The organism is Massilia sp. P2_C2 (assembly GCF_056404615.1).
The window spans coordinates 1-4,130 of the sequence record NZ_JBFUDR010000427.1 but is presented as its reverse complement, the minus strand read 5'-3'; the positions used below and the strand labels follow the sequence as shown (position 1 = coordinate 4,130).

At 60.9% G+C, this 4,130-nt stretch carries 3 protein-coding genes and 2 rRNA genes; 2 read left to right on the top strand and 3 right to left on the bottom strand.

What is annotated here, in order from left to right; translation table 11 throughout:
• Together AC1DYX_RS28655 and rrf are read left to right on the top strand one after the other, a co-directional pair.
• Positions 1-226 (top strand): 23S ribosomal RNA (locus AC1DYX_RS28655); the annotation flags it as partial.
• Between the two features lie 126 nt (positions 227-352).
• Positions 353-465 (top strand): 5S ribosomal RNA (gene rrf, locus AC1DYX_RS28650).
• Positions 466-537: 72 nt separating this feature from the next.
• Here rrf and AC1DYX_RS28645 read toward each other — a convergent pair.
• The 3 genes from AC1DYX_RS28645 to AC1DYX_RS28635 all read right to left on the bottom strand — a co-directional run bounded on the left by AC1DYX_RS28645 (position 538) and on the right by AC1DYX_RS28635 (position 3,911).
• On the bottom strand, positions 538-2,295 hold the full coding sequence (locus AC1DYX_RS28645; protein WP_477265230.1) for a methyl-accepting chemotaxis protein: 1,758 nt from the start codon (positions 2,293-2,295) through the stop codon (positions 538-540).
• A 332-nt stretch (positions 2,296-2,627) separates the two neighbouring features.
• On the bottom strand, positions 2,628-3,104 hold the full coding sequence (locus AC1DYX_RS28640) for a YbhB/YbcL family Raf kinase inhibitor-like protein (RefSeq protein WP_477265232.1): 477 nt from the start codon (positions 3,102-3,104) through the stop codon (positions 2,628-2,630).
• 336 nt (positions 3,105-3,440) lie between these two features.
• Entirely contained in the window at positions 3,441-3,911 is a 471-nt protein-coding gene (locus AC1DYX_RS28635) for a DUF6328 family protein (RefSeq protein WP_477265228.1), read from the bottom strand.
• Positions 3,912-4,130 lie beyond the last annotated feature (219 nt).

Below are 4,130 nucleotides of genomic sequence, written 5' to 3'. Positions count from 1 at the left end.
AACCTCTGGTGTACCGGTTGTCACGCCAGTGGCATTGCCGGGTAGCTAAGTTCGGAAGAGATAACCGCTGAAAGCATCTAAGCGGGAAACTCGCCTTGAGATGAGATTTCCCGGAGCCTTGAGCTCCTTGAAGGGTCGTTCGAGACCAGGACGTTGATAGGTCGGGTGTGGAAGTGCAGTAATGCATTAAGCTAACCGATACTAATTGCCCGTACGGCTTGTCCCTATAACCTTGGCAGTCATGCCARYGCAAGGGTTCAGCKGTTTGTTGAACAACAGAATACCAATACAATACTTCTTCCGGATTCAGGGTAGCGCCAGCGACACCGCGGCGATACCCGTACAAGTCATGCCTGATGACCATAGCAGGTCGGTACCACCCCTTCCCATCCCGAACAGGACCGTGAAACGACTTTGCGCCGATGATAGTGCTGCAACCAGTGTGAAAGTAGGTTATCGTCAGGCTAGTTATACGCAACAGCCCGCTCAATATCGATTGAGCGGGCTTTTTGCTTTTCAGCGGTCACCGGGCATGGATCAGAAGTGTTCCCAATCGTCCTGGTTGGCGGGCACCTTGCTGACCACCTTCAGGTTCGGCGTGGCCTTGCGTGCCGCTGCAGGCAGCGCGGACTGTGCGGGCCGGGACACGGCTGGCCGTGCCGCGGCCTTAGCCACGACATGCGCCGTCACCTTTGCCGCAGCAGCCTCGGACACAGCTTCCGATACGATCGCCTGGCCCCCGACCTTGAACACGCTGACCAGATCGGCCAGTTTGGTCGCCTGGGCTTGCAACGCTTCCGCCGCCGCGGCTGCTTCCTCGACCATGCCCGCATTCTGCTGGGTCACGGTGTCCATCTGAACGATGGCCTGGTTGATCTGTTCGATGCCCGCCGTCTGCTCGTGGCTGGCGGACGCGATCTCTCCCATGATGTCGGCCACGCGCTGGATGCTGGTGACGACTTCGCCCATCGTCCCGCCCGCTTCGTTCACCAGCTTGCTGCCCGCTTCGACCTTGCTGACTGAGTCGCCAATCAATTGCTTGATTTCTTTGGCGGCGGCTGCCGATCGCTGGGCCAGGTTGCGCACTTCACTGGCGACGACCGCGAAGCCGCGACCTTGCTCGCCCGCCCGGGCGGCTTCGACGGCGGCATTCAGGGCCAGGATATTGGTCTGGAAAGCGATGMCATCGATAACGCCGATGATGTCCACGATCTTGCGCGATGCTTCGTCGATGGCGGCCATCGTGTCGACGACCTGGGCGACGACGGTGCCGCCCTGTCCCGCGACGTTCGATGCGGATGCGGCCAAGGTGTTTGCCTGGCGGGCGTGCTCCGCGTTCTGCTTGACGGTCGCCGTCAATTCTTCCATCGACGACGCCGTTTCTTCCAGTGCACTGGCTTGTTCTTCCGTACGCGACGACAGGTCCAGGTTGCCGGCCGCGATCTGCTGCGATGCCGATGCGATCGCATCGGTGCCACTGCGCACCTCGGCGACGATGGCGGCCAGCCGGTCGCGCATGCAACGCATCGCAAACAGCAGGCTGGACTGGTCGCCATCCCGCAGCGCCACTTCCGCATGCAGGTCGCCATTGGCAATGCGTTCAGCGACCTCGGCTGCATAGCGCGGTTCGCCGCCCAACTGGCGTGTCAGGCTACGCGTGATCAGCGCCCCGAGTCCGGCGCCGGACAGCGCGCTCAGGACGACCAGCACGATCATCAGCGTGCGGCTCGTTTCGTACGAKTCCTTGTTCTCCAGGTTGGCGGTGCGCGCATTGTTTTCCTTGAGCTTGGACAGATCCGTCATCTGGTCGTCGATGACCTGGGCGCGTGGCAGGAAGGTCGTGAACAGGTAGTCGACCGTGGCGCGCTGCTGTTGCAGCGGCTCGCTCTTGATTTTCCCGAGCAGGTCGTTGAGGTCGCTATCGTACTGGCGCAGCCTGGCGTCCAGTTCCGCGAAGACGCGCTGGCCTTCCGGCCTGTTGAACAGCGGACGGGCCTGGTCGAGGTTCTCGCGCATCCATTTGCGGGACTCTTCAACCTTGCCCAGCATCTGGCCGCGCTGCGCCTCGTTCGAGGCAAGCAACGCACTGCGCAGCGCGCGGCCGATATAGACCAGGTCGATGTTGGCTTCCTTGGCATAAGAAAGGCCGAGCAGTTCCTCTTGGTACATTCTCTTGGCGCGTTCGTTCATCCTGTCCAGGTTGACGATGCCGATTGCCGCCACGACGGAACCCAGAAGGACAATGAACAGGAAGCCGGCGATCAGCCGCGTTCCGACTTTCATATTGGTGAGCATGAGACTATCTCCTGTAAGAAGGGTTGGCAGGACCGGGACGCCAGCCCGCTTCCGAATCGCAGCCCCAGCGCAAGAGGAGCTGCGTGTCAGTTTCATGCTAATTGATCTGGGTAAATATTTCCGAGTGTTAACGCTACCTTTCTGAGAAACGAGGTCTCATTTCTGAAATCCGCGAGAATCCGTGCATTTTTCCAACACGCGTTGTTTCGTGTGTGGCTAGAAATGCATGATCCAATTCTTTAGGTCGCTCAAGTCGAAGAGGTCAGGGTGTTGTTCGTTATATTTCGTGAGTATTAAAGCGAAGCCGGCTCGGAGCAATCCGGACAGACTTTTCAGTGGCCGCGCTGATACATGCCGATGAGTTCGGCCTGCGCCCGCACATGCCCCTGCATCGCCTTTTCCACCTGGGCCTTGGTGGGATGATGCAAGTCGGGCAGGACGGTATCGAGCGCATACAGTTTGTGCACATAACGATGCCGTCCTATGGGAGGACACGGTCCGCCGTAGCCCGTCTTCTTGAAGTCGTTCAGTCCCGCCTGCGCGCCCTTCGGCAATTCCGCTTCGCGTACCGCGGCGGGCAAGTGGGTCGTCTGTGGAGGCAGGTTGTAGAGGACCCAGTGGACCCAGGTCATCTTCGGTGCAGCTGGATCCGGTGCGTCCGGGTCGTCCACGATGAGGACGAGGCTGCGGGTGTCGGGTGGCACGCCGGACCAGGACAGTCCAGGCGATGTGTTCGCGCCATCGCAGGTGTGGATGGCAGGGATGGGGCCGCCGGGCGTGAAGTCGGGCGAGGTGAGGATCAGGCTCATGCTTTCCTCCTTGGGATTCGACATTGGCACAGCTGACGTTGCACCGGCGGCGCAGCGCCATCACAACATCGCGCCCGCCGCTTTCAGCCGTCACGACAGGCCCGCACGGGCGGCGCAGAACTTCCCGCGTCATCGCCGTGCTCGCCGCCGTGTGAACGGCTGGGCAAACACCCGCCACCGTCTGTGCTCCCCCCGATATCGGAACTTGAAGGTCGGCCAGTGTTGCCCAGTTCGTAAAATCCTCGCTCCACTCGCAGTGGATAAATGCATGGTATCCGTCTGCGATCGACCTCATCTGTTCGGCGTCTCACATAACACTGCGTGGCAACGTTCGCGTCAGCGTGGTGGTTCGTCGACCTGGACCGGGTCGCGGCGAGGGATCAGGTACCAGAGTCCCACAAACAGGAGGAGGGAAGCAACCGCCGCCACGATACTGAGCGTGAGGTTGTCGGTCGCAAGCGACACGACCGTCAGCATGTCGAGCGACAGGCCAATGGCCAGTGGCATCAGCGCGCCACGGATGGATTTGCGTGCCACGTTGACCATGTGCGACGTCGCAAACCCGTGCTGCGCGCGGTAGTACACGGCCGGCGTCATCAGCAGGGCCATCGCGATCACCATCAACGCCAGGCCGGCCATGTGGCAGGACTGTGCATACGGTGCGAGATCGTTGAATCGTTCGTTGAACACGGCGATCGTCTGGAAACCGAACACCGCCTGCAGACCGGGGAGAATGCAACGCGCTTCCTCGATGATGTTGCGCATTTCCTGGTCGTTCTTTTTTTGTTGATAATCCTGATCGTCCATGGGAGGACAGTAGCGCCAAACGCGGCCGTCTTCAACCGGCCGCACGATTGACGCTGCGTGCCCGTCAGGCGTGCACGATGCCCGCCTGGGACGCCCATTGCTCCAGGCTGTGCCGCTGGATCGCGGCCGCCATCAGGTCGGGGAACAGGTCCGGCGTGCAGGCAAAGCAGGGGATGCCCAWCGCGGCCAGCTTCGCCGCATTGTTGCGGTCGTAGGAGA

Excerpts from the sequence above, each read along its gene's own strand:
- AC1DYX_RS28640 (WP_477265232.1), bottom strand. The coding sequence starts at position 3,104 with ATGAGCCTGATCCTCACCTCGCCCGACTTCACGCCCGGCGGCCCCATC.
- AC1DYX_RS28635 (WP_477265228.1), bottom strand. The coding sequence starts at position 3,911 with ATGGACGATCAGGATTATCAACAAAAAAAGAACGACCAGGAAATGCGC.